A 25,504-nucleotide genomic window follows, 5' to 3' on the forward strand; every position below is an offset into this window, starting at 1 on the left:
TCGGGCCCCATGTGAAATTCAGCGAGGAGCGAACCGCGTGACCGCCGATACGTCCGTGCCGTCCACTGCGCTGCTGACCGGAGCAGACCGGGACGGCTCCAACTACACCGCGCGGCACCTTCTCGTACTCGAGGGGCTCGAGGCGGTGCGCAAGCGCCCCGGTATGTACATCGGGTCGACCGACAGCCGCGGCCTCATGCACTGCCTCTGGGAGATCATCGACAACTCGGTCGACGAGGCTCTCGGCGGCTACTGCGATCACATCGAGGTCATTCTCCACGACGACAACTCCGTCGAGGTCCGGGACAACGGCCGCGGCATCCCTGTCGACGTGGAGCCCAAGACCGGCCTGTCCGGCGTCGAAGTCGTGATGACCAAGCTGCATGCCGGCGGCAAGTTCGGCGGTGGCTCGTACGCCGCGTCCGGCGGTCTGCACGGCGTGGGCGCCTCCGTCGTCAACGCGCTCTCGGCCCGGCTCGACGTCGAGGTCGACCGCAACAGCGCGACCCACTCGATCAGCTTCCGGCGCGGCGTTCCGGGCATCTTCACCGAACAGGGGCCGGACAGCCCGTTCGACCCGGCCAACGGCCTGCGCAAGGGTAAGCGGGTGCCGAAGGTGCGCACCGGCACCCGGGTGCGTTACTGGGCGGACCGGCAGATCTTCCTCAAGGACGCCAAGCTCAGCCTCGAGACGCTCTACCAGCGGGCGCGGCAGACGGCGTTCCTCGTCCCCGGCCTCACGATCGTCGTCCGCGACGAGCGCGGTCTCGAGGGTGAGGGCAAGACCGAGGAGACGTTCCGCTTCGACGGCGGGATCAGCGAGTTCTGCGACTACCTGGCGCAGGACAAGGCCGTGTGCGACGTACTGAGGCTGTCCGGGCAGGGCAGTTTCAAGGAGACCGTGCCGGTCCTGGACGAGCGCGGTCACATGACGGCGACCGAGGTCACCCGTGAGCTCGTCGTCGACATCGCCATGCGCTGGGGCACCGGGTACGACACCAACCTCAAGTCGTTCGTCAACATCATCGCCACCCCCAAGGGCGGCACCCACGTGACCGGATTCGAACGATCCGTGACCAAGACGGTCAACGAGGTGCTGCGTTCCGCGAAACTGCTGCGCGTCGCCGAGGACGACATCGTCAAGGACGATGCCCTGGAGGGGCTCACCGCGGTCGTCACCGTACGGCTGGCGGAACCGCAGTTCGAAGGCCAGACCAAGGAGGTGCTGGGCACCTCGGCGGCCAACCGGATCGTCGCAAATGTCGTGGCCAAGGAGCTCAAGGCCTTCCTGACCTCCACCAAGCGCGATGCCAAGGCGCAGGCCAGGGCGGTCCTGGACAAGGCGGTGGCGGCCGCGCGGACCCGTATCGCGGCCCGTCAGCACAAGGACGCACAGCGCCGCAAGACAGCGCTGGAGTCCTCCTCGCTGCCTGCCAAGCTCGCGGACTGCCGCAGCGACGACGTCGAGCGCAGTGAGCTCTTCATCGTGGAGGGAGACTCCGCGCTCGGTACGGCGAAGCTGGCGCGGAACAGCGAGTTCCAGGCACTGCTGCCGATCCGGGGCAAGATCCTCAATGTCCAGAAGGCGTCCGTCTCGGACATGCTGAAGAACGCCGAGTGCGGCGCGATCATCCAGGTCATAGGGGCCGGCTCGGGGCGGACCTTCGACATCGACGCCGCCCGCTACGGCAAGATCGTCCTGCTGGTGGACGCCGATGTCGACGGCGCGCACATCCGCATTCTGCTGCTCACGCTGTTCCAGCGGTACATGCGGCCCATGGTCGAGGCGGGACGTGTCTTCGCCGCGGTGCCCCCGTTGCACCGGATCGAGCTGGTCCAGCCCAAGAAGGGCCAGGACAAGTACATCTACACGTACTCGGACGGCGAGCTGCGCCAGACGCTGCTGGAGCTGCAGCGCAAGAACGTCCGGTACAAGGACTCGATCCAGCGCTACAAGGGCCTCGGTGAGATGGACGCCGATCAGCTGGCCGAGACCACCATGGATCCGCGCCACCGTACGTTGCGGCGGATCAACATCGGCGACCTGGAATCGTCCGAGCAGGTGTTCGACCTGCTGATGGGCAACGAGGTGGCACCCCGCAAGGAGTTCATCACCAGTTCGGCGGCCACGCTGGACCGCTCCCGCATCGACGCATGACCGGCGGCCGCTGTCTCCACCCGTGGGTGCAGACAGCGGCTCCACCCGCGATCAACCCCTGAGCCGATCCCCTGGCCCGGTCCGCTCCGTAGCGTCGAAGGCGATGATCCTTCCCGCGCTTCGGAGGCACCCATGTCCGGGCTCAACGCCCTGGTGATCGTTGCTGTCGTCGCTTTCGTCGTGGTCCGCCAGTGTTCGGCACGGCGGATCTCCGACGACCGGCGCTGGTGGATTCTGCCGGCGATCCTGCTTCTCATGTCCCTGCGCGAGCCCGGACTGATCGACCCGCACCGCGAGGCGCTGTCGGCCGTGGCCCTCGGCGTCGAACTGGTGGTGGGGCTGGTCACCGGCGCCGGCTGGGGCTGGACGGTCCGGCTGTGGCGCGAGCCGGACGGCTCACTGTGGAGCCGGGGCACCAAGGCGACGGTCCTCGTCTGGACGGGGGGTCTGGTGCTGCGAGCCTTTCTGTACGGGGCGGCTCGCCTGATGGGCATACATCAGGGCACCGGCGCCCTGATGGCCGCTCTTGCGCTGACCCTGCTGCTGCGCGGTGGTGTGACGACTTGGCGGGCCCGGCAGGCGGCTCCCGCGTACGGTGGTGCTGCCGACGGCATGCCGTCGTCGCCGCCGCGGAAGGAGCGTGTGTGACACGCGCTGCCTGGACGAGCTGGCCGTCCCGGGAGGCTCTCTCGGCCCGGGACCGCACCCGACCCCGGGCGGCCGTCGCCTGGTCCGTCCGCGTCGGCGTGCTGACTCTCATGCTCTGGGGCACCTTCTCCAGCGGCAGGTTCGGTCCGTGGGAGATCGCGGTCGGCCTGCTGGGCGTGGCCGCATGCGCCTGGGCGGGGTGGGCGTTCTTCAGGACCAGCCTGGAGCACCGGCTGTGGCCGTCGCTGGGGCTCCTGGCGCTGCTGATGGCGGCGGCCGTCGGGGCGCAGCAGGCCGGTGCTGCTGTGCCTGCCGTGGTTCTGTGGTGCGGCTGTGCGGTCACGGCCATGGAGCGCCTGCCGCTCTCGGCGGGTGTTCCCGCCACCGTCGTCGCGCTCACCGCGTACGCCGCGGTCAACACCGAGGGGTGGATGACGACGGCGGTGACCACGGTGGGGCTCTGCCTTGCGGGGTACGTGCTCCGGCTGGATGCCGAGGCCCGCGGCAGCGCCCAGCGACTCCTTGCGCAGGAGCGGGCCGCCAGGGTGGCCGAAGCCGAATCGGCGGCGCTGGGCGAGCGCTCCAGGATCGCCCGCGAGATCCATGACGTGCTCGCGCACAGCCTCTCCGCGCAGTTGGTGCATCTGGAGGCGGCCCGTCTGCTCATTGAGAGGGAGCCTTCGGGGGAGTTCCGGGACCAGGTGCTGGAGCGGGTGGTGGCGGCCCGTTCCATGGCGCGCGAGGGGCTCGCGGAGACCCGGCAGGCACTCTCCGCCCTGCGCGGGGAGGTCACCCCGGTGGAGGAGTACCTGAGACAGCTGGTGGCTGCGGAGCCGGGGGAGGTGACCGTCACCGGGAAGCAGCGCCCGCTGACGGCCGAGGCATCGCAGGCGGTCCGGCGGGTGGCGCAGGAGGCGCTGACCAATGTGCGCAAGCACGCGCCAGGTGCCGCTGTCCTCGTGCGGCTCGAGTATCTGCCGGACGAGGTCGCCCTGGAGGTCAGGGACCGTGGTGGCTGCCGGTCCGTGGACGAGCTCGCTGTCAGTGGCTCCGGCTACGGTCTGTTGGGGATGCGGGAACGTGCCGAGCTGCTCGGCGGGACGCTGGAGGCCGGCCCGGGTGAGGAGGGCTTCGTGGTGAGTCTGCGGGTACCCGCGTGAGCGCGCGGGTCGTGGTCGCCGACGATCAGTCGGTGGTGCGCGAGGGAATCGTGATGCTGCTGGGACTGCTGCCCGGAATCGAGGTGGTGGGATCGGCGAAGGACGGGGAAGAGGCCGTCGCACTCGTCGCCGAGAAGGCCCCGGACGTGGTCCTGATGGACCTCCGCATGCCGCGCTGCGACGGAGTGGAGGCGACCCGGCGGATCCGCGCGGACCATCCGAACACCCAGGTGGTGGTGCTCACGACGTTCGCGGAGGACGACTCGCTCTTCCCCGCGCTGCAGGCGGGCGCCCGTGGATATCTCACCAAGGACGCCGGGGGCGAGGAGATCGCGCGGGCGATCCAGGCCGTGCTGTCGGGCGAGGCCGGATTCTCGCCCACGGTGCAGCGGCGGTTGCTGGAGCGGGTCACCACGGCACCCGCGCCGGCCGGACCGCGGGCCGCCGAGTCGCTGCTGCCCGACGGCCTCACGCCCCGTGAGGCGGAAGTGCTCGTCCTGATCGCCGACGGACTGTCGAATCCGGAGATCGCCCGCACGCTGCACATCTCGCAGGCCACCGTGAAGAGTCACATCAACAATCTCTTCGCCAAAGCCGGACTACGCGACAGGGCACAAGCTGTGCGCTATGCGTACGTTCGGGGTCTCGCACACCCGCCCGGGACATCCTTCACCTGATGAGGTGAAGTGGGCCAAATGAAGTGCCCGAGATCTTCCCGATCTGCCCATTCTTGAGTACGCGGCCGAAGTGGTCCGTGGACAAGGGGAGTTGTTCGGTGGAGAAGGAAGCAGGGCGCGAGGCCGCGGCGACGCGACTCGACGACCCGTGGTACGACGCGCTGGCCTCCGGATGGGGCGAGTTGGACGGCACGGGGGGCTTCGTTCCCGCCGGGCCACCCGGCCCGGTGGCCCCGCCGCGCGGCCACAGCGCAGCCGACGTCTATCTGGAGGTGCAGCGCAGCGACGCCTTCCAGGAAGTGCGCCGCCGGTACCGGCGGTTCGTCGTGCCCGCCACCCTCGCCTTCCTCGTCTGGTACCTCGCCTATGTCGTCGCGGCGATCACCGCACCCGGGCTGATGGCCCGTCCGGTGACCGGTGCCGTCAATGTGGCGATGGTCGCGGGGCTCGGACAGTTCCTCACGACGTTCCTGCTCACCGGGGCGTACGCACGTCATGCGCGGCTGCGCAGGGACCGGGCCGCGCTCGATCTGCGCTGGGACACTCAGGAAATGACGCGGGGGATCGGGCGTTGAACGGCAACCACCAGACCCTGGCCATGCTGCTGTTCAGCGCGTTCATCGTGGTGACGCTTGCCATCACCACCTGGGTGAGCCGCAACCGGCACGGCTCGGCGGAGGAGTTCTACGCGGGCGGCCGGCTCTTCTCCCCCATGGAGAACGGTTTCGCTATCGCCGGCGACTACATGTCGGCCGCATCCTTCCTCGGCATCTCCGGCCTGATCGCCCTCTTCGGCTACGACGGCATGCTCTATTCGGTCGGCTTCCTCGTCGCCTGGCTCGTCGTCCTGCTGCTCGTCGCCGAACTCGTACGCAACTGCGGCCGGTTCACCCTCGCCGATGTGGTGGCGGCGCGGATGGCGGAACGCCCGGTGCGGATCGCGGCGGGCACCTCCTCGGTCACCGTCTCGGTGCTCTATCTGGTGGCGCAGATGGTGGGTGCGGGCAGCCTGGTCGCCCTGCTGCTCGGTGGTACGAGCAGCGCCGCCCGCTCCTGGACCGTCATCGGGGTCGGTGCGCTCATGGTGATCTACGTGTCCCTCGGCGGGATGCGCGCCACGACCTGGATCCAGATCGTCAAGGCCGTCCTGCTGATGGCGGGCGCGACCGTGCTCACCGTGCTCGTCCTGGTCCACTTCCACGGCAACGTCAACACTCTGCTCAACTCCGCAGCCGAACGGAGCGGTCACGGGGCGAAGTTCCTGGCGCCCGGTCTCAGATACGGCGGGAGCTGGACCGCGCGCTTCGACTTCATCAGCCTGGGTCTCGCCCTGGTGCTCGGCACGGCGGGCCTGCCGCACATCCTGTCCCGCTTCTACACCGTGCCCACCGCCCGCGCCGCCCGCCGCTCGGTCGTCTGGTCCATCGGACTCATCGGCGGCTTCTACCTGATGACGATCGTGCTCGGCTTCGGCGCGGCGGCCCTGGTCGGCTCGGCGGACGTACGGGCGTCGAGTCCGGCCGGGAACACGGCCGTTCCGCTGCTGGCGATGGTGCTCGGCGGCGGCGACGGTTCCACCGGAGGGACGATCCTGTTCGCCGTGGTCGCCGCCGTGGCCTTCGCGACCATCCTTGCCGTCGTCGCCGGGATCACGCTCGCCTCGTCCGCATCCGTGGCCCACGATCTCTATGCCTCGCTCAGACGTCCGGGGCGCAAGCAGCACAGCGAGGTCGCCGTGGCCCGGGCCGCCGCGGCCGTGATCGGGGCGGCCGCCATCGCGCTCGGCCTCGTCGCCCAGAATCTGAACGTGGCGTTCCTGGTGGGACTCGCCTTCGCCGTCGCCGCCTCGGCCAATCTGCCGGTGCTGCTCTACTCGCTGTTCTGGCGGGACTTCACCACGCGCGGCGCGGTCTGGTCGGTCTACGGCGGGCTGATCCCCGCGGTGCTGCTGGTGCTGTTCTCACCGGTTGTCTCCGGCAGCCCCAGCTCGCTCTTCCCGGGGGTGGACCTCCAGGTCTTCCCGCTGGAGAACCCGGGCCTGGTCTCCATCCCGCTCGGCTTCCTGGCCGGCTGGATCGGTACGGTCACCTCGGCCGAACCACCGGACGCCGCCAAACACGCGGAGACCGAGGTCCGGGCGCTCACCGGGGCCGGTGCCGTGTAGCGGGACGCGCGTCCCAAGTGTCGATGGCTCCTGTGCAGCGGGACGTGTGTCACGCTCCGGCGGCCCAGGTGTACCGGTGTTCCGGGCGGCCCGTCTCGCCGTACCGCAGAGTCAGCCGCACCCGGCCGGTCCGCTCCAGCAGCTTCAGATAACGCTGGGCCGTCTGCCGGCTCATTCCGGCGCTCTCCGCGATCTCCTGCGCGGAGAGCGGCCCCTCGGCGTCCCGGAGCGCCTGGCGGACCAGCTCCGCCGTGGTCGGCGAGTGGCCCTTGGGCAGACCGGGTTCGTCCGCTGCCCACAGGCCGCCGAAGAGCCGGTCGACGTCACCCTGTTCGGCCTCGCCGCCGCCCGACAGGGTGCGGTGCAGCGCCGCGTACGCCTCCAGCTTGGTACGCAGCCCGGCGTACGTGAACGGCTTCACCACGTACTGGAGTGCGCCGTGACGCATGGCCTCCTGGACGGTGGCGACGTCGCGCGCCGCCGTCACCATGATCACGTCGGTACGGTGGCCGAGCCTGCGCAGTTCACGGACCACGGCCAGGCCGTTGCGGTCGGGCATGTAGTGGTCCAGCAGGACGAGGTCGACGTGCTGTGACTCGACCGCGGTGAGGGCCTCGGCGGCGCTGTGTGCCTGTGCGGCCACCCGGAAGCCGGGCACCTTGGCGACGTAGGCCGAGTTGACCCGCGCGACCCGGATGTCGTCGTCGACGACCAGGACGTCGATCACTGGACTTCTCCTACGATGCTCGGCTCCGGACGGGCTGCTGCCGTCAGATTCGGTTCGGCGAGGGCCTCCGGCAGTACGACGGTGAATTCGGCGCCGCCCTCCGCCGCCGAGTCGACCGTGGCGCTGCCGCCCTGCCGTTCGGCCAGGCGCCGTACCAGGGCGAGCCCCAGACCGCGTTTGCCGTGCGCCGGGAGCTCCTTGGTCGACCAGCCCTCCGTGAAGATCGACTCGTGGTGTTCGGGAGGGACGCCGGGGCCGCTGTCGCGGACCCGGAGCACCACCGTGCGGCCGTCCGTCCGCAGCCCCACCTCGATCACGGCGCCGTTCGATCCGGCCGCCGCGTCCAAGGCGTTGTCGACGAGATTGCCGACGACCGTGACGAGCCCGCGCGCGTCCACCAGCCGGTCCGGGAGGAGTGTGCCGGACGCGATGCGCAGTGCGACGCCGCGCTCCGCAGCGACCGTCGCCTTGCCGACCAGCAGGGCCGCGAGCAGCGGGTCATGGACCTTCTCGGTGACCTGCTCGGCGGTGGCCCGGTGGCCGCCGACCACCTCCGTGACGAACTCCATCGCGTCCTCGTGCATCTCCAGCTCCAGCAGCCCCAGGAGGGTGTGCAGCCGATTGGCGTGTTCGTGGTCCTGGGCGCGCAGAGCGTCGATGAGACCACGGGTGGAGTCGAGTTCGCGGCCGAGGTGCTCCAGTTCGGTGCGGTCGCGGAGGGTGGCGACCGCACCGCCGTCAGCGGTCGGCATCCGGTTGGCCAGCAGCACGCGGCTGCCCCGCACGGTGAGCAGGTCGTCGCCCACCACCCGGCCCGTCAGCACATCCGTGGTGCGGCCCGGGCCGAGGACCTCGTCGAGCGGGCGGCCCGCGGCATCGGGGCCCAGCCCGAGCAGTCGCTGCGCCTCGTCGTTGAGGAGCCGGATGCGTCCCGTCCGGTCGAGGGCGACGACGCCTTCCCGGATGCTGTGCAGCATCGCCTCGCGCTCGGCCAGCAGCGCCGAGATGTCGGAGAAGGCCAGGTCATGGGTCTGCCGCTGGATACGGCGGGAGATCAGCCAGGCGGCGAGTGCCCCGACCGCCAGCGCCCCGCCCGCGTAGGCGAGCAGTCCGGGGATCGCCGCAAGGAGCCGGGCGCGGACGCTGTCGTACGCGATACCGACCGAGACCGCGCCGACGATGTGGCCCGAACCGTCGCGGAGCGGCACCTTGCCACGGGCCGAGCGGCCGAGCGTGCCGCTGTCGATCCCCACGACCTCGCCGCCCGCGAGCGCCTCACTGGGGTCGGTGGAGACGACCTTGCCGATCCGGCCGGTGTCGGGGTGCGACCAGCGGACCCCACGCCGGTCCATGACGACGACGTACTCCGCACCGGTGGACCGCCGGATCCGCTCGGCGGCCGACTGCACGGGCCCGCCGGCGGCGGGAGCCGTGGCGAGCAGGGACGCGGTGATCTGAGGCTGGGCCGCCGCGCTCTGTGCGATGGCGAGCGCACGGTGCATCGCCTCGTCGTCGAGTTGTGCGCTGAGGGGTGCCAGAAACAGGCCGGTGGCGAGTACGGTGACGCCGGTGGCGATGGCGAGCTGGATCAGCAGCACCTGGGAGAAGACCCGCTGTGGCCAGCCGAGCCGTCGCGGCCTCCGGGGGGTGGGCGGTGGGGCGCTCATCGTATGAAGGTAGAGCGCATACCGGTGCTTTCCGAAATTCTTCCTGTTTCCCCTTCCACGCAATCCATTTGCGTTTCTTGCGCTAATCTTGCGTTCATGACGCGACGACTTGCTCAGGTGGCCCGGAAGGTGGGAGTCAGCGAGGCCACGGTCAGCCGGGTGCTCAACGGCAAGCCCGGCGTCTCCGACGCCACCCGGAAGGCCGTGCTGTCCGCGCTCGACGTCCTCGGTTACGAGCGGCCGACCCAGCTGCGGGGCGAGCGGGCGCGACTGGTCGGTCTGGTCCTGCCCGAGCTGCAGAACCCGATCTTCCCGGCCTTCGCCGAGGTCGTCGGCGGTGCGCTGGCGCAGCAGGGACTGACCTCCGTGCTGTGTACCCAGACCAAGGGCGGCGTCTCCGAGGCCGACTACGTGGAGCTGCTTCTGCAGCAGCAGGTGTCGGGTGTGGTCTTCGCGGGCGGGCTCTACCACCAGGCCGACGCCGCACATGATCACTACCAGGTGCTGGCCGACCGCAAGATCCCGGTGGTCCTGATCAACGCGGCCATCGCCCACCTCGGCTTCCCCGGTGTCTCCTGCGACGATTCCGTCGCGGTCGAGCAGGCCTGGCGCCATCTCGTCTCGCTCGGTCACGAGCGCATCGGCCTCGTGCTCGGCCCCTCTGACCATGTGCCCTCGCAGCGCAAGCTGGCCGCCGCCCGCGCGCTGGCCAAGGAGGCCGGGACCACCGTGCCGGAGGAGTGGGTGGCACGGGCCATGTTCTCGCTGGAGGGGGGACAGGCCGCCGCCATGCGGCTGCTGGACCGGGGTGTCACCGGCATCATCTGCGCCAGTGACCCGCTCGCTCTGGGAGCCGTGCGCGCGGCCCGCCGCCGCGGGCTCTCCGTGCCGGCCGACGTCTCGGTCGTCGGTTACGACGACTCGGCCTTCATGAACTGCACCGAGCCGCCGCTGACCACGGTCCGCCAGCCGATCGAGGCCATGGGGCGCGCCGCCGTCGAGCTGCTCTCCCTGCAGATCGGGGGGCGTACCGTGCCGTCGGACGAGCTGCTCTTCGAACCGGAACTGGTGGTGCGGGGGTCCACCGCGCAGCCCCCGAGAGACGTTTCCCCCTGATCGTCGATATTTTGCGTCTCATGATCCGTCTATTGCGGCCGCTGTCCGCGTGTGGTGGCGGCTGATCCCGGGGTGGGCAACGGCTGAGGCGGGCGGGGGCCTCCGTACTGGCCGCTGGGACGCATCCGCAGCGGACGTTCGCCGTACTCCTCCAGCGCATGGGCGATCCAGCCCGCCGTACGGGATACCGCGAACACCGCTTCACCCGCCTCCGCGTCCATGCCGGAGGCGACGGAGAGCACGGCCAGTGCCAGGTCGACATTGGCGTGCAACGGGGTGTGGCGGGCGGCCGTGGTGACCACGTCGCGTGCCGCGGCCAGCGCGGGCGCCGCCTGCGGGACCTGCGCGAGCAGGGCGAACAGTGTGCGGGCGCGCGGGTCCTCGGCGGTGTAGAGCCGGTGCCCGAGTCCTGGCACCTGGCGGCCGGTGCGGAGGTGGTCCGCGACCACCGGGGCCGCGCCGCCCCGCTCCAGGACCTCGGTCAGCATCCGGTGGGCCAGGCTGCTCGCGGCGCCGTGCAGAGGGCCCTCCAGGACGCCGAGGCCTGCGGAGATCACCGCGTACGGATGGGCGCGGGCGGACGCGGCGACCCGGGCGGCCAGGGTCGACGCGGCCAGATCATGGTCGATCAGCAGACCGAGAGCCGCGTCCAGTACGGCGAGTGAGCCTTCGTCGGCCGGTCGCGCGGTGAGTTTCGGCCACAGACGGTGCGCGAGTCCGGCCGGGTGCGAAGGGGCCTCGCCGTCGGCCGCCGGGTATGTACCCGCAACGGCCGGCAGTGCGCCGACCAGGGTCGGGATCAGGCTTCGTGCACTGCCGAGCACCGTTTCGCGCGAGAGGTCGAAACGCAGCGGATCGGCGGCCGCCGCGGCGACGAGTGCGACCCGCAGCCGGTCCGTCGACCCGCTGTGCGCGGGCAGTGCCCCGACGGCCCGACGCGCCGCGGCGAGCGCCTCGGCGGGCGCGGTGAAACGCAGGCCGGGGCGGAGCTCGCCGGTCCACAGCCATTCGGCGACCTCCTCGTAGGTGAAGTGGGTGGCCAGCTCGGTCGCGTCGACCCCGCGGAAGTAGTACCGGTCGCTCTCGATCAGCGTGATGCCGGTACGGAACACCAGGTCACCGGTGGCGGGGGAGGGCTCTCTGCGTCCCGTACGCCGGACCAGCGCGTCGACTTCGGCGGCGTCGAACGTACTGCCGCGGCCGCCGGGAGCGCGCCGGCTGCTCAGCTGACCCCGGCTGACGTACGCGTACACCGTCTCCGGCTTCACCCCGAGGCGCTCGGCCGTCTCGCGCGTGGTGAGCCGCTCGGCGCTCGCTCCGGCGCGGTCGTCGGGTGCTGCTTGATCCTTCATGCTGCTCACCGTATCCATATTGATTCAATCAACATTGACAGGATTGAAGTCAATCATAGACATTCAAATCAATGCTGATTCGGTTGAACAGAAAATCGCGGAGGAAGACATGCCGACCCTGACCAGCGGAACCCCGCTCGAGGTGCCCCGAGGCCTCGCCGGTGTCGTCGTCACGCACACCGCCCTCGGCGATGTACGAGGGCGTGAGGGCTTCTACCACTACCGGCAGTACTCGGCGATCGATCTTGCGCAGACCCGGAGCTTCGAGGACGTCTGGTACCTGATGTTCCACGGCGAACTGCCCGGCCCGGCCGCCCGCGCCGACTTCGCCGTCCGCACCGCCGTCCTGCGCCGGCTGCCCCCGGAGGTGAGGGACGCCCTGCCCGCCATAGCCCGTGCGGGCGCCGTCTCCGGCCCTCTCGCCGGGCTGCGCACCGCCCTGTCGCTGCTCGGAGCCTCGGCCGGCTTCCGCCCGGTGTACGACATCGACGGCGACCGGCGCCGCGGTGACGCGCTGGCCGCCTGCGCCGCCGTCCCCACCGTGCTGACCGCCCTGTACCGGCTCGGCCGGGGCCTCGAACCGGTCGAGCCGCGCGACGATCTGCCGTACGCCGCCAACTACCTCTACATGCTCACCGGTTCGGAGGCGGACCCCGTACGCGTCAGGGCCGTCGAGCAGTATCTGATCTCCACCGTCGACCACGGCTTCAACGCCTCGACCTTCACCGGCCGGGTCGTCGCCTCCACCGGCGCGGACATCGCGGCCTGCCTGGTGGCGTCCGTCGGCGCACTCTCCGGGCCCTTGCACGGCGGAGCGCCCAGCCGGGCGCTCGACACGCTGGACGCGATCGGCACCCCCGACCGCATCGACGGCTGGATCCGCGGGCGGGTGCTGGCGGGCGAGCGGATCATGGGCTTCGGCCACCCCGTCTACCGCACCGAGGACCCGCGCTCCCGCATGCTGCGCGGGATCGCCCAGAGCTTCGGCGGTCCGCTCGTCGACTTCGCCGTCGAGGTGGAACGCCGCGTCGAGGTGATCCTCGCCGAGCTCAAGCCGGGTCGTGAGCTGCACACCAACGTGGAGTTCTACGCCGGGGTCGTCATGGAGCTGTGCGGGCTGCCGCGGGAGATGTTCACCCCGACCTTCTGTGCGGCGCGGGTGGTCGGCTGGAGCGCCAATATCCTGGAGCAGGCGGACGACTCAAAGATCATCCGCCCGGCGGCCCGGTACGTCGGTCCGCCCCCGCCGCAGCCGGTCCCGGCGCCCTGACGTCCCCCCGAGGAGGGCCCCCGTTGAACCCGTCGTCCCCGCCCAGCAGGCAGCGGATCCCCGTCATCGTCCTGGCGGGGTTCCTGGGATCCGGCAAGACGACGCTGCTCAACCACCTCCTGCGCCACCGTGCGGGAAACAGGATCGGTGTGATCGTCAACGATTTCGGCTCCATCGAGATCGACGCCATGACGGTCTCGGGGCAGGTCGGCTCGACCGTTTCGCTCGGCAACGGATGCCTGTGCTGCGCCGTCGACGCGAGTGAACTCGACACCTTCCTGGAGGCGCTGACCCGGCCGGCCGCCCGCCTCGATGTGATCGTCATCGAGGCGAGCGGACTCGCCGAACCCCAGGAGCTCGTACGGATGCTGCTGGCCAGCGACAATCCGCACATCGTGTACGGGGGGCTGGTCGAGGTCGTCGACGCCGCCGAGTTCGACGCCACCCGGGAGCGTCATCCCGAGACCGACCGCCATCTCGGTGTCGCCGATCTCGTCGTGCTGAACAAGACCGATCGCATCGACGACGAGGAACACAGCCGCATCCGGAAGGCCGTCGCGGCAACCGGCGGCGGGGCGGCCGTCATCTCCGCCGCGTACGGGCGCATCGATCCGGAGCTGCTCTTCGATCCGGCGCTGCGGCCGGACGGCGACGCGCGGATGCGCCAGCTCACCTTCGAGGACCTCCTGCTGGAGGAGGGGGCGGAGGAGAGCGCCGAGGCGCACGGGGGCCATCTGCACGCGGCGTACGAGAGTCTCTCCTTCGCCTCCGACGTGCCCATGGACCCCCGTCGGCTGATGGATTTCCTGGACTCCCGGCCCGCGGGCCTCTACCGGATCAAGGGGTTCGTCGACTTCGGTGCGCGCGACCGCGGCAACACGTACGCGGTGCATGCGGTCGGCCGGTTCCTGCAGTTCGCCCCGCGGCCCTGGAAGCGCGACGAACCCCGCCTGACCCAGCTGGTGCTGATCGGCTCCGGCATCGACCCGGACGCCCTGCACAAGGAGCTTTCCGGCTGCCGGGAGAACGACGTACCAGCAGAGGAAGCCTCGTCGGCACCGGACATGACGCAGGACGCCGCACATGAGCAGAGCATGTGGGGCGTCCTGCGTTACGTACAACAGCCGACCGGCTGAGACCGGCCGGCCCGAGGCGGGCCGGCTACGCCGGTCCGGCGATCACCGCGACGGGCTTGGCCAGCGGCGTACCCGAACCGTCGCGGCGCGGATCCGGCTCCGGCAGCTCGGTCGGCGTGCCGTTCTTCTGCGCCGCCCGCGCAGGCGTCGCGCCCGCCCAGGCGAACATCAGGACGTCCTCCCCCTTGAGGAACCGCTGACAGCGCACCCCCCCGGTCGCCCTGCCCTTGCGCGGATACTGGTCGAACGGCGTGAGCTTCGCCGTCAGCACCGAGTCGTCCAGCGTGCCGTGCGAGCCCGCCACCGTGAACACCATCGCGTCCGCCGCCGGGTCCACCGCACTGAACGAGAGAACCTCGGCGTCGGCCGCCAGCTTCACCCCCGCCATGCCTCCGGCGGGCCGGCCCTGCGGCCGCACCTGGGCCGCCGGGTAACGCAGCAGCTGTGCGTCGGACGTGATGAAGACGAGGTCCTCCTCGCCCGTACGCAGTTCGGCGGCGCCGATGATCCGGTCACCGTCCTTGAGGGTGATGACCTCCAGCTCGTCCTTGTTGGCCGGGTAGTCCGGCACCACGCGCTTGACGACGCCCTGCAGTGTGCCGATGGCCAGGCCGGGGGAGGACTCGTCGAGCGTGGTGAGGCAGATGACCTCCTCACCCGCCTCCAGCGTGAGGAACTCCGAAACCTGCGCGCCGCCGGAAAGGCTGGGCGCCGCGTGCGTGTCGGGCAGCTGGGGCAGATCGATCACCGCGAGCCGCAGGAGACGCCCGGTGGACGTCACCACACCCACATCGCCGCGCGCCGTCGCAGGGACGGCCGACACGATCACATCGTGCTTGGCCCGCTTGGCGCCCTCGTCGAACGCGATCGCGTCGCCCGTGGCCGTACGGGCCAGCAGACCGGTCGAGGACAGCAGCACCCGGCACGGGTCGTCCGCGACCTCCAGCGGCACCGAGGCGACCTGCGAACCGGCCGACTCCAGCAGCACCGTCCGCCGGTCGGTGCCGAACTTCTTGGCGACCGCGGCCAGTTCCGTGGAGACCAGTTTGCGCAGCTCGCTGTCCGATTCGAGGATCGCGGTCAGCTCGTCGATCTCGGCCTTCAGCCGGTCCCGCTCGCTCTCCAGCTCGATCCGGTCGAACCGGGTCAGCCGTCGCAGCGGGGTGTCCAGGATGTACTGCGTCTGGATCTCGCTCAGCGAGAAGTGCTCGATGAGCCGCTCCTTCGCCTGGGCCGAATTGTCGCTGGACCGGATGAGGCGGATGACCTCGTCGATGTCGATCAGGGCGACGAGGAGGCCCTCGACCAGGTGGAGCCGGTCGCGGCGCTTGGTCCGGCGGAACTCGCTCCGACGGCGTACCACGTCGAAGCGGTGGTCGAGATAGACCTCCAGGAGCTCCTTGAGACCCAGCGTGAGCGGCTGTCCGTCGACCAGCGCCACGTTGTTGATGCCGAAGGACTCCTCCATCGGCGTCAGCTTGTAGAGCTGCTCCAGCACGGCTTCGGGCACGAAGCCGTTCTTGACCTCGATGACCAGACGCAGGCCGTGCTCGCGGTCGGTGAGGTCCTTGACGTCGGCGATGCCCTGGAGCTTCTTCGCCGAGACCAGATCCTTGATCTTGGCGATCACCTTCTCCGGGCCGACGGAGAAGGGCAGTTCGGTGACGACCAGGCCCTTGCGACGCGCGGTGACGTCCTCCACGGAGACGGTCGCACGGATCTTGAACGTGCCGCGGCCTGCCGCGTACGCGTCCTTGATGCCGCCGAGGCCCACGATCCGGCCGCCGGTCGGCAGGTCCGGGCCGGGAACGAACCGCATCAGGGTCTCCAGGTCCGCACCCGGATGCCTGATCAGATGGCGGGCGGCGGCGATGACCTCGCCCAGATTGTGCGGCGGCATATTGGTCGCCATGCCGACCGCGATCCCGGACGAACCGTTGACCAGGAGGTTCGGATACGCGGCCGGGAGGGCGACCGGCTCCTGCTCCTGGCCGTCGTAGTTCGACTGGAAATCGACGGTGTCCTCGTCGATCGACTCCGTCATCAGCGAGGTGGCGTCGGCCATCCGGCACTCGGTGTACCGCATGGCGGCGGGCGGGTCGTCGTTTCCGAGCGAGCCGAAGTTGCCGTGCCCGTCGACGAGAGGCAGCCGCATCGAGAACGGCTGCGCCATCCGCACGAGCGCGTCGTAGATGGACGCATCGCCGTGCGGATGCAGCTTGCCCATGACCTCGCCGACGACCCGGGCGCACTTCACGTAGCCGCGGTCGGGGCGCAGCCCCATCTCGTTCATCTGGTACACGATGCGGCGGTGCACCGGCTTCATGCCGTCGCGGGCGTCCGGCAGGGCCCGTGAGTAGATCACCGAGTACGCGTACTCGAGGAAGGAGCCCTGCATTTCGTCGACGACGTCGATGTCGAGGATCTTCTCCTCGAAGTCGTCCGGCGGCGGGGTCTTCGTACTGCGGCGGGGCATCGCTGCTGCGACTCCTTCACAGATCTGTTCGGGCAACCTCTGGTTCTGACGCGGACCATTGTGGACCGCGGCACTGACAACGCCGACCTCGACCCGTCCCAAGGGGCAGTCGGGCGCTCTTTCACGCGAACTTCCACGGCACGGGAACTTCGCCAGGTGTCGGTCCGCTTGCTTACAGTGGCAGGTCTCGCAGGAAATCCAGTATCGCGATCGAAGGGACGTACATGCCCATGGGTCACACGGCCACAGCCCAGGCCGGCTCCGGCGGCTTGACAGCGACCGAGCACCGTCTGGCCAACGGCCTGCGCGTGGTGCTCTCCGAGGACCATCTGACCCCGGTCGCCGCGGTGTGCCTCTGGTACGACGTCGGTTCGCGCCACGAGGTCAAGGGGCGCACGGGTCTGGCTCACCTCTTCGAGCACCTGATGTTCCAGGGCTCCGGACAGGTCAAGGGGAACGGACACTTCGAGCTGGTGCAGGGGGCCGGCGGCTCCCTCAACGGGACCACCAGCTTCGAACGGACCAACTACTTCGAGACGATGCCCACGCACCAGCTGGAGCTCGCCCTGTGGCTCGAGGCCGACCGGATGGGCTCACTGCTCGCCGCGCTCGACGAGGAGTCCATGGAGAACCAGCGGGACGTCGTCAAGAACGAGCGCCGCCAGCGCTACGACAACGTCCCGTACGGCACGGCGTTCGAGAAGCTGACGGCCCTCGCCTACCCGGAGGGCCATCCGTACCACCACACCCCGATCGGCTCGATGGCCGACCTGGACGCTGCGACGCTCGAGGACGCACGGACCTTCTTCCGTACGTACTACGCGCCCAACAACGCGGTGCTGTCCGTCGTCGGCGACATCGATCCGGAGCAGACGCTCGCCTGGATCGAGAAGTACTTCGGTTCCATCCCGTCCCACGACGGCAAGCAGCCGCCGCGCGACGGGACGCTCCCCGAGATCATCGGCGAGCAGCTGCGCGAAGAGGTCCGTGAGGAGGTTCCGGCGCGGGCGCTGATGGCCGCGTACCGGCTGCCGCACGACGGCACCCGGGAGTGCGACGCCGCGGACCTGGCGCTGACGGTACTGGGCGGCGGCGAGTCCTCCCGGCTGCACAACCGCCTGGTCCGCCGCGACCGGACGGCCGTGGCAGCCGGATTCGGGCTGCTGCGGCTGGCCGGTGCGCCGTCGCTCGGCTGGCTGGACGTGAAGACGTCCGGCGGGGTCGAAGTGGCGCAGATCGAGGCCGCGGTCGACGAGGAGCTGGCCCGGTTCGCGGCCGACGGCCCGACGCCCGAGGAAATGGAGCGCGCGCAGGCACAGTTGGAGCGCGAGTGGCTGGACCGGCTCGGCACGGTCGCGGGCCGCGCCGACGAACTGTGCAGGTTCGCCGTGCTGTTCGGCGACCCGCAGCTCGCCCTGACCGCCGTCCAGCGGGTACTGGACGTCACCGCGGAAGAGGTCCGGGCGGCTGCCCGGGCCCAGCTGCGGCCCGACAACCGGGCGGTGCTCGTCTACGAGCCGGTCGAGCCCACCGACGCGGCGGTCGCAGACGAGACGGACGCCGACACCGACGCGCACGAAGGGGCGGACAAGTGACCGACGCTGCCGCGACTGGAGTATCGATGGAGTACCACCCGCAGCCGACCCCCGGCACGGCCAGGCCCTGGGCCTTCCCCGCTCCCGAGCGAGGGGCCCTGCCCAACGGGCTCACGGTGCTGCGCTGCCACCGCCCCGGCCAGCAGGTCGTCGCGGTCGAGATCTTCCTCAACGCCCCGCTGGACGCCGAGCCCGAGGGCCTCGACGGCGTTGCCACGATCATGGCGCGGGCCCTGTCCGAGGGGACCGACAAGCACTCCGCGGAGGAGTTCGCAGCCGAGCTGGAGCGCTGCGGCGCCACGCTCGACGCGCACGCCGACCACCCCGGAGTCCGGGTGTCCCTGGAGGTCCCGGCCTCCCGGCTGGCCAAGGCGCTCGGCCTGGTGGCCGAGGCGTTGCGGGCACCCGCGTTCGCCGACAGCGAGATCGAGCGGCTGGTGAACAACCGGCTCGACGAGATCCCGCACGAGCAGGCCAACCCGGCCCGCCGCGCCGCCAAGCAGCTCTCCAAGGAGCTCTTCCCGGCGACGGCCCGCATGTCGCGCCCCCGCCAGGGCACCGAGGAGACGGTGGAGCGGATCGACTCCGCGGCCGTCCGCGCCTTCTTCGAGGCCCATGTCCGGCCGTCCACCGCGACCGTCGTGGTCGTCGGTGACCTCACCGGCATCGACCTGGACGCGCTGCTCGACGACACCGTCGGCGACTGGGCCGGAAACACCGCGGAGCCCCGCCCCGCCGCGCCGATCACCGCCGACGACACCGGCCGGGTGGTCATCGTCGACCGGCCGGGCGCCGTGCAGACGCAGCTGCTGATCGGCCGGGTCGGCGCCGACCGGCACGACAGCGTGTGGCCGGCCCAGGTCCTCGGCACGTACTGCCTGGGCGGCACGCTCACCTCCCGGCTGGACCGGGTGCTGCGCGAGGAGAAGGGCTACACCTACGGCGTACGGGCCTTCGCGCAGGTCCTGCGGTCGTCGGCGCCGGCCTCCGCCTCCGGGCCGACGGGCGCCGCGATGCTCGCCATCAGCGGTTCGGTGGACACGGAGTCCACCGGACCGGCGCTGGACGACCTGTGGAAGGTCCTGCGGACGCTGGCGGCCGAGGGCCTGACCGACGCCGAGCGCGAGACGGCGGTGCAGAACCTCGTGGGTGTCGCCCCGCTGAAGTTCGAGACGGCGGCCTCCGTCGCGGGCACGCTCGCCGACCAGCTCGAGCAGCACCTGCCGGACGACTACCAGGCGCAGCTGTACGCCCGCCTCGCGGAGACCGGCACGGTCGAGGCGACCGCGGCGGTGGTCAGCGCCTTCCCGGTGGACCGGCTGGTCACGATCCTCGTCGGCGACGCCTCCCAGATCGAGGAGCCGGTCCGGGCGCTGGGTATCGGAGAGGTGTCGGTCGTCACCGGCTGATCTGCCGAACGCTCCCGTACCGGGATGAATGCGGACCCCGGCGAGTCGCTTCTCGCCGGGGTCTTCCCTTTTGTCTGATTTGTCAGATCAAGGGCTTGTATGTCCTGTGGTGTGCGCTACAAAACGGCCTGTCCGTTTGGTGAATGAAAGTGCCCCCGCTTAGCGTCGGCTCAGCTGTCCGTCACTCGAATGCTGCATCCGCGGCGCCGGGCAGCGATCGCCGAGTCCCCGTGAGGCGCGAGCCTGGGGAGCCGGGGACCCACGAAGTCCCTGGGGTGAATCGGATGCCTGCGGCCCTCATGTGGGGCCGGGACCTCCGTAGGAGACCTTCCTGCTCCGAACCCGTCAGCTAACCCGGTAGGCGAGAAGGAAGGAAAGGATCAACCCTTCATGGCGTTCACCCGCCCCACCGGGAAGCATCGTGCCCCGAGCCGCCTGACGCGCAGGAGCGCGCAGGTCGCCGGCGTCGCAGCTCTGGCCGCCACCGGCGTCGTCGGCGGCCTGGCTTCCCCGGCCCTCGCCGCCGAGGCCGCGGCTCCCTCCGTCAGCGAGACCGGTCTGAACCAGATCATCGCCATCGAAGGCGTCCTCGCCGACCAGGTGGCCGCCCAGGCCGACGTGCAGCAGCACCTGGCCGATGTCGCCGCCAAGGCGAAGGCCGAGGCGGCCGCGAAGGCCAAGGCCGCGGCCGCGGCCAAGGTCAAGGCCGAAGCGGCGGCGAAGGCCAAGGCCAAGGCCGACGCCCGTGCCAAGGCGGCCCGCGAGGCGAAGGCCCGCGCCGCCCGTTCCGCCGAGCGCACCCGTCTCGGCGCCTTCCAGCTTCCGGTCGCCGGTTCGTACGTCACCACCGGCTACAAGTCCAGCGGCTCCCTCTGGTCCTCCGGCCGCCACTCGGGCATCGACTTCCACGCCGCCTCCGGCAGCTCCGTCGTCGCCGTCGGCGCCGGCACGGTCGTCGAGGCCGGCTGGGGTGGCGCGTACGGCAACAACATCGTGCTCCGGATGACGGACGGCACGTACACCCAGTACGGCCACCTCTCCTCGATCGGCGTCTCGGTCGGCCAGAGCGTCGGTGCCGGCCAGCGGATCGGCTTCTCCGGCTCGACCGGCAACTCCACCGGACCGCACCTCCACTTCGAGGCCCGGACCACGCCGTCGTACGGTTCCGACATGGACCCCGTCGCGTACCTGCGCGCCCACGGCGTCAACGTCTGACCGACGAAGCATCCGCACCGTCCCCGAAGGCCCCGGCTTCCCGCCGGGGCCTTCGTCGTATCCCGCCGTTCTCCTCGCAGGACGGGCCTGCCGAACGAGCCCGGACGGGCTTGTCGAACGGAGTCCGAACAAAAAGATATTCATGGATTTCGACCCGGCATCGGAAATGCAGCCGCATTGCAATAGAGTCACAGAACAGGCGTCGGTCGGCCGCGTTTCGCGGGGATTAAGGCGGAGGTTCGGACATGCGCATTCCAGCGCATTCGGTATGCACGGCGATCCGTGACGACATCGTCTCGGGTGTCTTCGAACGCGGCAGCAGACTCACCGAGGAGCTGCTCGCCCGCCGTTACGGGGTCTCCCGTGTCCCGGTGCGGGAGGCGCTGCGGACCCTGGAGTCCGAGGGCTTCGTGGTCACCCGCCGGCATGCCGGTGCCTGTGTCGCCGAGCCCACCGCGCAGGAGGCCGCCGACCTGCTGGAGGTCAGGATGCTGCTGGAGCCGCTGGGTGCGGCCCGCGCCGCGCAGCGCCGCACCGAGGCGCACCTCAAAGTCCTCCGTGGCCTGGTCAGGCTCGGCCAGGAGCGGGCCCGGCGGGGTGAGGGGGAGGATCTTCGATCGCTGGGCAGCTGGTTCCACGAGACGCTCGCCCAGGCATCCCGGAGCCCCGGTCTCATCGCGCTGCTCACCCAGCTACGGCACAAGATCGCCTGGATGTACGCGGTCGAGCAGCCGGCCCGCCCCGCCGACTCCTGGGCCGAGCACGGAGCCATCGTGGACGCCGTGGCGCGTGGGGACGCGGAACGCGCCAGGGCGCTGGCAGCGCAGCACGCCGAGCGGACCACGGCCGCCCACCGGTTGCGGTGCGCGGACCGCCTGCCGGGCCGGGAGGCCGCCCCGCCCGCTCCCGGCCGGGTGAGGACTTCGCAACATGTCGTAAACACCGCGAGTGGCCGTCATTAACACATGCGCCGTATACAAGGAGATGCAATTCTGCGGCGCTTTCTTCAGGCTGCCCGAATGCTGCCCGAATTCCGCCCGAAATCAGCTGGGGTGGTCCCGGGGGATCGACACGGAGAAACAGTGCGGCTCACAAAAACAAAAGAGCCGCGGCCCCCGTCATGGGGTGCCGCGGCTCCGCCGCAGAAAAGCAGCCGGCCGGAGTGTCCGGAATCAGACGGTCTCCGGGAGCTCGTCGAGCCCCTCGGCGACGAGCCTCGCCAGCCGGTCGAGCGCGGCCTCCGCGTCGTCCGCCTCGGACGCGAGCACGATCTCCTCGCCGCCCTGTGCGCCCAGGCCGAGCACCGCGAGCATGGAGGCGGCGTTCACCGGGCTGCCGTCGGTCTTGGAGATCGTCATCGGGAAACCGGACGCCGTGGCGGCACGGACGAAGATGGAAGCGGGGCGGGCGTGCAGGCCCTCGGCCCAACCGACATTGACGCGGCGCTCAGCCATGGTTCTGCCCTTCACGAATCAGTGGTTGTCTAGACCAGTCTCTCATGTGGTGCGGGCTGTTCCGGCCGACCCGAGCGGACTGTTCCGGCCGGCCCGCGACCCCGCGCCGAAGCCCGTGCCGCACGGCCGATCGGCTTCTCAGACTGCCCCGGCCCCGATCCGTACGCGACCGGTGACCGAGCCGTAGTCTTTGCCCATGCAGCCCTCGCCGGAGCAGAGTCCGCATCACGCGTACCCCGACCACTGGGAAGCGGACGTGGTGCTCCGTGACGGCGGCACGGCCCGGATCAGGCCCATCACCACGGACGATGCCGAGCGGCTGGTCAGCTTCTACGAGCAGGTCTCGGACGAGTCGAAGTACTACAGGTTCTTCGCCCCCTACCCGCGGTTGTCCGCCAAGGACGTGCACCGCTTCACCCATCACGACTACGTCGACCGGGTGGGTCTGGCCGTCACGGTCGGCGGCGAGTTCATCGCGACCGTCCGCTACGACCGGATCGACGCGACCGGCCGGCCCGCTTCCGCCCCTGCCGACGAGGCCGAGGTCGCCTTCCTCGTCCAGGACGCCCATCAGGGCCGCGGCGTGGCATCGGCGCTGCTGGAACACATCGCCGCAGTGGCCCGCGAGCGCGGCATCCGGCGCTTCGCCGCCGAGGTGCTGCCCGCCAACAACAAGATGATCAAGGTGTTCCGGGACGCCGGTTACACCCAGCACCGCAGCTTCGAGGACGGCTCCGTCCACCTCACCCTCGACCTCGAACCGACCGCGGAGTCGCTGGCCGTGCAGCGCGCCCGTGAGCAGCGGGCGGAGTCGCGGTCGGTGCAGCGGCTGATCGCGCCGGGTTCCGTCGCCGTCATCGGCACCGGCCGCAACCCGGGCGGGGTGGGCCGCACGGTCCTGCGCAACCTCCTCGCGGCCGGGTTCACCGGTCGCACGTATGCAGTGAACAGCGCTCTCGCCGCTGACCGGACCACGATCGACGGCGTCCCCGCCCACCGCTCCATCGGAGAGATCGGCGAAACGGTCGACCTCGCGGTCGTCGCCGTACCCGCCGAACGGGTTCCGGAGGCCGTCGCCGACTGCGGAGAGCACGGTGTCCAAGGCCTCGTGGTCCTCTCCGCCGGATACGCCGAGTGGGGCGCAGAAGGCAGGGAAAGGCAGCGCGAACTGGTGCGCCAGGCCCGCTCGTACGGCATGCGCATCATCGGCCCGAACGCCTTCGGCCTCATCAACAACTCCGACGCCGTGCGGCTGAACGCCTCCCTCGCCCCCGAATCGCCCGCGCCCGGACGCATCGGCCTGTTCACGCAGTCCGGTGCCATCGGCATCGCGCTGCTCTCCGGGCTCTACCGGCGCGGGGCGGGCCTGTCCACGTTCATCTCCGCGGGCAACCGCGCCGACATCTCGGGCAACGACTTCCTGCAGTACTGGTACGAGGACCCCGACACCGATGTCGCCCTGCTGTACCTCGAATCGATCGGCAACCCGCGCAAGTTCACCCGCCTCGCCCGACGCACCGCGGCGGTCAAGCCGGTGGTCGTGGTGAAGGGCGCCCGGCACAGCGGCAGCACCCCGCCGGGCCATGCGGTGCCGGTCAGCCGGATCCCGGACGCGACGGTCTCCGCGCTCATGCGGCAGGCGGGCGTGATCCACGTCGACACGGTGACGGAGATGGTCGACGCTGGCCTGCTCCTCGCCGACCAGCCCCTCCCGGCGGGACCGCGGGTCGCGATCCTCGGCAACTCCGAGTCCCTCGGCCTCCTCACGTACGACGCCTGCCTCGCCGAGGGGCTGCGCCCGCGACCGCCCCGCGACCTCACCACCGCGGCCACTCCGCAGGACTTCCGGGACGCGCTGGCCGAGGCTCTGGCCGACTCGGGCTGCGACGCGGTGATTGTGACGGCGATCCCGTGGGTGGGGGAGAACGGCCAGGCGGAATCGGGCGACGGCGAGGTTCTGGCGGCCGCCCTGCGCACCGCCGCGGCCACGGGGCCGGCCAAGCCGGTCGCCGTGGTCCATGTGGAGATCGGCGGCCTGGCCGAAGCGCTCGCGGCCGCCACGAGCACGGCCGCGGTGCCACGGGTGACGCGGCCTGCACCGGCTGCCCCGGGCGCTTCCACCGGACCCGGTGCCGCGAGCTCTTCGGGCGGGCCGGTCACGCAGGCTCCCCCGGCCCCCTCCACCGCCCCTTCCTCCTCGACCACTCCGGCATTCCCGACCGCCTCGGCTGCCCAGGAGCCGCCGACTGCCTCCGCCGCTCCCGCCGACCCCGTCGGCAGCCACGCCCCGCAGCGGCCGGACACGGATGCCGGCCCTGCTCCCACCCCCGGGCGCATCCCCGCCTACCCCGCCGCCGAGCGCGCCGTGCGGGCTCTGGCCGAGGCGGTGAAGTACGCCCAGTGGCGCCGGCAGGCCGCCGTGCCGGGGAAGGTGCCCGAGTTTCTCGACGACACGATCGACGAGGCCGGAGCCGCCGCCCGTATCGATGTTCTCCTCGGACCCGACCCCGACCCCCGCGGCCGCCCGCTCGGTCACGACGAGGCATGCGAACTGCTGGGGCGCTACGGCATCACCGTACGGCCGACACTCCCGGCCCCCGACCCGGACGCCGCCGTCGCCGCGGCGGCGCGGCTCGGCTATCCGGTCGCGCTCAAGACCACCGCACCCCATCTGCGCCACCGCGCCGACCTCGGGGGCGTCCGGCTGGACCTCGCCGACGAAGACGCGCTGCGCCGGGCGTACGGCGAACTCACCGATCTGCTCGGCAAGCCCACCGAGCTTCAGCCCGTCGTCCAGTCCATGGCCCCGCGCGGGGTGGACACCGTCGTACGGGCCACGATCGATCCCGCGGCGGGCGCCGTCCTCTCCTTCGGACTGGCCGGTGCGCCCTCGGAACTCCTCGGCGACACCGCCCACCGGCTCGTGCCCGCCACCGACCGCGACGCCGCCGAGCTGATCCGGTCCATCCGGGCGGCCCCGGTCCTCTTCGGCTGGCGCGGCTCGGCACCCGTCGACACCGCGGCGCTCGAAGAGCTGCTGCTGCGGGTGTCCCGGCTCGTCGACGACCACCCCGAGGTGGTATCCGTCGCACTGGAGCCGGTCGTGGTCGCCACTCAGGGCCTGACCGTGCTCGGCGCGAGTGTCCGGCTCGCCCCGCCCCCCGCCCGGACCGACCTGGGGCCGCGCCGCCTCCCCAACTACTGAAACCACCGGTGAGCCGTCCCGCACCGTTTTCCACAGCGTCCCCGGCAGTCATCCGCCCCCCGTAGGATGGTCCGT

19 protein-coding genes and 1 riboswitch are annotated in these 25,504 nt (G+C 70.8%); of the genes, 14 read left to right on the top strand and 5 right to left on the bottom strand.

Annotation, left to right across the window (positions count from 1 at the left end; all coding sequences use genetic code 11):
* The first annotated feature begins 37 nt into the window (after positions 1-37).
* The 6 genes from LRD69_RS25015 (at position 38) to LRD69_RS25040 (ending at position 6,807) form a co-directional block, all read left to right on the top strand.
* Complete coding sequence (locus LRD69_RS25015) at positions 38-2,158, top strand: DNA topoisomerase IV subunit B (protein ID WP_277328785.1); 2,121 nt, start codon at positions 38-40, stop codon at positions 2,156-2,158.
* Between the two features lie 132 nt (positions 2,159-2,290).
* Positions 2,291-2,806: a CcdC protein domain-containing protein gene (locus LRD69_RS25020; RefSeq protein ID WP_277328786.1), complete on the top strand. Its 516-nt coding sequence runs from the start codon at positions 2,291-2,293 to the stop codon at positions 2,804-2,806.
* Positions 2,803-3,966, top strand: coding sequence for a sensor histidine kinase (locus LRD69_RS25025; RefSeq protein ID WP_277328787.1), 1,164 nt, complete (start codon positions 2,803-2,805; stop codon positions 3,964-3,966). Before LRD69_RS25020 ends, LRD69_RS25025 begins: the two co-directional genes overlap by 4 nt.
* The gene (locus LRD69_RS25030) at positions 3,963-4,643 is read left to right on the top strand and encodes a response regulator transcription factor (RefSeq protein ID WP_277328788.1); all 681 of its coding nucleotides are present in this window, start codon (positions 3,963-3,965) and stop codon (positions 4,641-4,643) included. The genes LRD69_RS25025 and LRD69_RS25030 overlap by 4 nt, the downstream gene beginning before the upstream one ends.
* Positions 4,644-4,741: 98 nt before the next feature.
* Positions 4,742-5,218 carry a DUF485 domain-containing protein gene (locus LRD69_RS25035; RefSeq protein WP_277328789.1) on the top strand — a complete coding sequence of 159 codons (477 nt, stop codon included), beginning with the start codon at positions 4,742-4,744 and terminating at the stop codon, positions 5,216-5,218.
* Positions 5,215-6,807 carry a cation acetate symporter gene (locus LRD69_RS25040; RefSeq protein ID WP_277328790.1) on the top strand — a complete coding sequence of 531 codons (1,593 nt, stop codon included), beginning with the start codon at positions 5,215-5,217 and terminating at the stop codon, positions 6,805-6,807. The genes LRD69_RS25035 and LRD69_RS25040 overlap by 4 nt, the downstream gene beginning before the upstream one ends.
* A 49-nt stretch (positions 6,808-6,856) precedes the next feature.
* Here LRD69_RS25040 and LRD69_RS25045 read toward each other — a convergent pair whose 3' ends face one another.
* Positions 6,857-7,534, bottom strand: a complete 678-nt coding sequence (locus tag LRD69_RS25045; RefSeq protein ID WP_277328791.1) for a response regulator — start codon at positions 7,532-7,534, stop codon at positions 6,857-6,859.
* Positions 7,531-9,201, bottom strand: coding sequence for a sensor histidine kinase (locus LRD69_RS25050; RefSeq protein ID WP_277328792.1), 1,671 nt, complete (start codon positions 9,199-9,201; stop codon positions 7,531-7,533). Before LRD69_RS25050 ends, LRD69_RS25045 begins: the two co-directional genes overlap by 4 nt.
* A gap of 96 nt (positions 9,202-9,297) precedes the next feature.
* Here LRD69_RS25050 and LRD69_RS25055 point away from each other — a divergent pair, with 96 nt between their 5' ends.
* Positions 9,298-10,317: a LacI family DNA-binding transcriptional regulator gene (locus LRD69_RS25055; protein WP_277328793.1), complete on the top strand. Its 1,020-nt coding sequence runs from the start codon at positions 9,298-9,300 to the stop codon at positions 10,315-10,317.
* A 29-nt stretch (positions 10,318-10,346) separates the two neighbouring features.
* On the opposite strand, the gene LRD69_RS25060 is transcribed toward LRD69_RS25055, so the two are convergent.
* Positions 10,347-11,669 carry a citrate synthase gene (locus LRD69_RS25060; RefSeq protein WP_277328794.1) on the bottom strand — a complete coding sequence of 441 codons (1,323 nt, stop codon included), beginning with the start codon at positions 11,667-11,669 and terminating at the stop codon, positions 10,347-10,349.
* 109 nt (positions 11,670-11,778) lie between these two features.
* Between LRD69_RS25060 and LRD69_RS25065 the strand changes: the two genes are divergently transcribed.
* Positions 11,779-12,939, top strand: coding sequence for a citrate synthase/methylcitrate synthase (locus LRD69_RS25065; RefSeq protein ID WP_277328795.1), 1,161 nt, complete (start codon positions 11,779-11,781; stop codon positions 12,937-12,939).
* A 23-nt stretch (positions 12,940-12,962) separates the two neighbouring features.
* Positions 12,963-14,075 (top strand): GTP-binding protein, encoded by a 1,113-nt coding sequence (locus tag LRD69_RS25070; protein WP_277328796.1) that lies wholly within the window; start codon positions 12,963-12,965, stop codon positions 14,073-14,075.
* A gap of 25 nt (positions 14,076-14,100) precedes the next feature.
* On the opposite strand, the gene LRD69_RS25075 is transcribed toward LRD69_RS25070, so the two are convergent.
* Positions 14,101-16,551: a DNA topoisomerase IV subunit A gene (locus tag LRD69_RS25075; protein WP_277328797.1), complete on the bottom strand. Its 2,451-nt coding sequence runs from the start codon at positions 16,549-16,551 to the stop codon at positions 14,101-14,103.
* A 224-nt stretch (positions 16,552-16,775) separates the two neighbouring features.
* Here LRD69_RS25075 and LRD69_RS25080 point away from each other — a divergent pair, with 224 nt between their 5' ends.
* From LRD69_RS25080 to LRD69_RS25095, 4 genes are all read left to right on the top strand, one after another.
* Positions 16,776-18,146 carry a pitrilysin family protein gene (locus tag LRD69_RS25080; RefSeq protein ID WP_277328798.1) on the top strand — a complete coding sequence of 457 codons (1,371 nt, stop codon included), beginning with the start codon at positions 16,776-16,778 and terminating at the stop codon, positions 18,144-18,146.
* 26 nt (positions 18,147-18,172) lie between these two features.
* A complete protein-coding gene (locus tag LRD69_RS25085; protein WP_277329869.1) occupies positions 18,173-19,555 on the top strand; it encodes a pitrilysin family protein in 1,383 nt (460 codons plus the stop codon).
* A gap of 208 nt (positions 19,556-19,763) precedes the next feature.
* Positions 19,764-19,933, top strand: a riboswitch (cyclic di-AMP (ydaO/yuaA leader).
* A gap of 12 nt (positions 19,934-19,945) precedes the next feature.
* Positions 19,946-20,770: a M23 family metallopeptidase gene (locus LRD69_RS25090; RefSeq protein ID WP_277328799.1), complete on the top strand. Its 825-nt coding sequence runs from the start codon at positions 19,946-19,948 to the stop codon at positions 20,768-20,770.
* 245 nt (positions 20,771-21,015) lie between these two features.
* Positions 21,016-21,732 (top strand): GntR family transcriptional regulator, encoded by a 717-nt coding sequence (locus LRD69_RS25095; RefSeq protein ID WP_277328800.1) that lies wholly within the window; start codon positions 21,016-21,018, stop codon positions 21,730-21,732.
* A gap of 210 nt (positions 21,733-21,942) precedes the next feature.
* On the opposite strand, the gene LRD69_RS25100 is transcribed toward LRD69_RS25095, so the two are convergent.
* Entirely contained in the window at positions 21,943-22,224 is a 282-nt protein-coding gene (locus LRD69_RS25100) for an HPr family phosphocarrier protein (RefSeq protein ID WP_277328801.1), read from the bottom strand.
* A 196-nt stretch (positions 22,225-22,420) separates the two neighbouring features.
* Here LRD69_RS25100 and LRD69_RS25105 point away from each other — a divergent pair, with 196 nt between their 5' ends.
* Entirely contained in the window at positions 22,421-25,429 is a 3,009-nt protein-coding gene (locus tag LRD69_RS25105) for a GNAT family N-acetyltransferase (RefSeq protein WP_277328802.1), read from the top strand.
* Positions 25,430-25,504 lie beyond the last annotated feature (75 nt).

It is taken from the genome of Streptomyces sp. JH14, assembly GCF_029428675.1.
Lineage (GTDB): Bacteria > Actinomycetota > Actinomycetes > Streptomycetales > Streptomycetaceae > Streptomyces.

Bases quoted from the DNA above. Each gene is read 5' to 3' on its own strand.
- LRD69_RS25020 (WP_277328786.1), top strand. From the start codon at position 2,291: ATGTCCGGGCTCAACGCCCTGGTGATCGTTGCTGTCGTCGCTTTCGTC.
- LRD69_RS25050 (WP_277328792.1), bottom strand. From the start codon at position 9,201: ATGAGCGCCCCACCGCCCACCCCCCGGAGGCCGCGACGGCTCGGCTGG.
- LRD69_RS25055 (WP_277328793.1), top strand. From the start codon at position 9,298: ATGACGCGACGACTTGCTCAGGTGGCCCGGAAGGTGGGAGTCAGCGAG.
- LRD69_RS25060 (WP_277328794.1), bottom strand. From the start codon at position 11,669: ATGAAGGATCAAGCAGCACCCGACGACCGCGCCGGAGCGAGCGCCGAG.
- LRD69_RS25065 (WP_277328795.1), top strand. From the start codon at position 11,779: ATGCCGACCCTGACCAGCGGAACCCCGCTCGAGGTGCCCCGAGGCCTC.
- LRD69_RS25075 (WP_277328797.1), bottom strand. From the start codon at position 16,551: ATGCCCCGCCGCAGTACGAAGACCCCGCCGCCGGACGACTTCGAGGAG.
- LRD69_RS25080 (WP_277328798.1), top strand. From the start codon at position 16,776: ATGCCCATGGGTCACACGGCCACAGCCCAGGCCGGCTCCGGCGGCTTG.
- LRD69_RS25085 (WP_277329869.1), top strand. From the start codon at position 18,173: ATGGAGTACCACCCGCAGCCGACCCCCGGCACGGCCAGGCCCTGGGCC.
- LRD69_RS25090 (WP_277328799.1), top strand. From the start codon at position 19,946: ATGGCGTTCACCCGCCCCACCGGGAAGCATCGTGCCCCGAGCCGCCTG.
- LRD69_RS25095 (WP_277328800.1), top strand. From the start codon at position 21,016: ATGCGCATTCCAGCGCATTCGGTATGCACGGCGATCCGTGACGACATC.
- LRD69_RS25100 (WP_277328801.1), bottom strand. From the start codon at position 22,224: ATGGCTGAGCGCCGCGTCAATGTCGGTTGGGCCGAGGGCCTGCACGCC.
- LRD69_RS25105 (WP_277328802.1), top strand. From the start codon at position 22,421: ATGCAGCCCTCGCCGGAGCAGAGTCCGCATCACGCGTACCCCGACCAC.